The organism is Streptomyces sp. LS1784, from assembly GCF_020103755.1.
Lineage (GTDB): Bacteria > Actinomycetota > Actinomycetes > Streptomycetales > Streptomycetaceae > Kitasatospora.
Map to the genome: position 1 here is coordinate 1 of NZ_JAHSQD010000928.1, position 2,032 is coordinate 2,032.

At 76.5% G+C, this 2,032-nt stretch carries 2 protein-coding genes; both read right to left on the reverse strand.

Features of this window, described 5'->3' with window-relative positions:
• On the reverse strand, positions 1-1,066 hold a 1,066-nt coding region (locus tag KS423_RS44310), incomplete at its 3' end, for a serine/threonine-protein kinase (RefSeq protein ID WP_224285340.1).
• A 161-nt stretch (positions 1,067-1,227) separates the two neighbouring features.
• A partial coding sequence (locus tag KS423_RS44315) for a protein kinase (protein WP_374120173.1) occupies positions 1,228-2,032 on the reverse strand: 805 nt, incomplete at its 5' end.

A 2,032-nucleotide genomic window follows, 5' to 3' on the forward strand; every position in this document is an offset into this window, starting at 1 on the left:
GCCCGGTGCGCGCCAGGGCGGCGGCCTGCTCGCCCCCGGCGGTGTCCGGTCCGGCGGGGGCGGCGGGGGCGGCGGGGACGGCGGACGCGGAGGCCTTCGGCTCGGTCGGTTCCTCGGAGCCCTCGACCGGCTCCGCCACCAGCCCCCGGCCCTCGCTGCGGTCCACCACCGGCACCGACTGGGTGGGCATGCGCACCGCCGCGACCGACTTCAGGCCCATCGTGTGCCCGGCCTGCACCTCGGCCAGCATCCGGGCCGCCTCGTCCGCGGTCGGCCGCTCGTCCGGGTCCTTGGCCATCAGCGCGGCCAGCACCGGCCCCAGCGGCCCGGCCCGCCGCGACTCCGGCAGCGGCTCGTCGACCACCGCGGCGAGCGTGGTGATCGGCGAGTCCCGTCGGAACGGCGACTGGCCCTCGACCGCCGCGTACAGCGTCGCCCCGAGGCCCCACAGGTCGGAGGCCGGCCCGGGCCGCTCGCCCTGGGCGCGCTCCGGCGCCAGGTAGTCCGGCGAGCCGACCAGGTCGCCCGGCCGGGTCAGCTCCGTCGAGCCCTCGTACTTCGCGATGCCGAAGTCCATCAGCACCACCCGCCCGGTGCCGCGCTCCAGCAGCACGTTGGCCGGCTTCACGTCCCGGTGCAGCACGCCCAGCTGGTGGCCGCGGTGCAGCGCGGCGAGCACCTGGCTGCCGACCTCGGCGACGGCGCGCGGCTGCAGGGTGCCGTCCTGGCTGATCACGTCGGCCAGCGAGCGGCCGTCGACCAGCTCCATCACGATCCACGGCCGGCCGTCCTGCTCCAGCACGTCGTGAACGGTGATCACATTGGGGTGCTTGATCCGCGCGGCCGCGCTGGCCTCGCGCTTCATCCGGGTGTGCAGGATCTGGAGATCCTCCTCCGGCAGGTGGTTGACGGTCAGCTCCTTGACCGCGACCTCGCGGTCGAGCATCCGGTCCCAGGCCCGCCAGACGGTGCCCATGCCGCCCCGGCCGAGCCGCTCGCCGAGTTCGTACCGCCCGGCCAGCAACCGCTCCGCCTCGGCCGCCTCCGGCCGGTCCTGCACGCCCATCTGCGCCCGCTCCCCCACACATTCCGCCTGCCGTCACCGCGACGGAGGGCCTGGTGCAGACCACTGTTCGAACAAATCCCACGCACACATTAGGCGCACCTTGCCGCCCCGGGTAATCACGCCCGCTCCCTGGACCGGAAGGCCGGATTCCGGGCGGGCGGTCAGCCTGCGAACAGCACCACCGCGACAATTCCCAGCGCCAGCAGCGCAAACACTCCACCCACCAGCAGCGGGCCCAACAGGGAGGGGGGTATCCGGGGCGGTTTCGCCCCGTCTCCTGCCCCGAAGTCCCCGCCGCTCCCGCCTTTTCGGGCACTCCCCCCGGCCCTGGAACCCCCGGCCTTCCCCCCGCGCAGGCGCGGCTGCCGCGGCACCAGCGACGCCTCCGGCTTCGGCCCCGGCCCGCCACCGGTCCAACTCTGCGCCACCCGGTCCTCGTCGACCGGCTCCGGTGCCCCCGCCAGCAGCTCCGCCAGCTCCCCGCGCACCGCCTCCGCGGTCGGCCGCAGCACCGGATCAGGCTGCAACAGCCGCTCCACCAGCGGCGCGAGCGGCCCGCACACCACCGCGGGCTCGCGCCGCCCGTCCCGTACCGCCGTCACCAGCTCCGGCACGCCCCGCTCCGGGTACGGCGCGCGGCCGGTGACCAGCCGCTGCACCAGCACCCCGAGCGCCCAGCAGTCGCCCGCCGGACCGCCGTCCAGCGGCCAGCGCTCCGCCACAGGGCCGACCAGGGTGGCCCGCACCTCGTACCGGCGGCGACCGCCCGGCCCACCGAGCTCCTCGGCCAGCGCCTCCTCCGCCACCCCGGCGAGCAGCCCGCCGAGCATCGCCGCGCCGTCCTCGCAGACCAGCACCGACTCCGCGGTCACGTTGCCGTGGATGAGCCCGGCCGCGTGCAGCGCCCGCAGCGCGCCGGCCAGGTCCGCCGCCAACTCGGCCGCCCGGTACGGCGGCAGCGGCCCG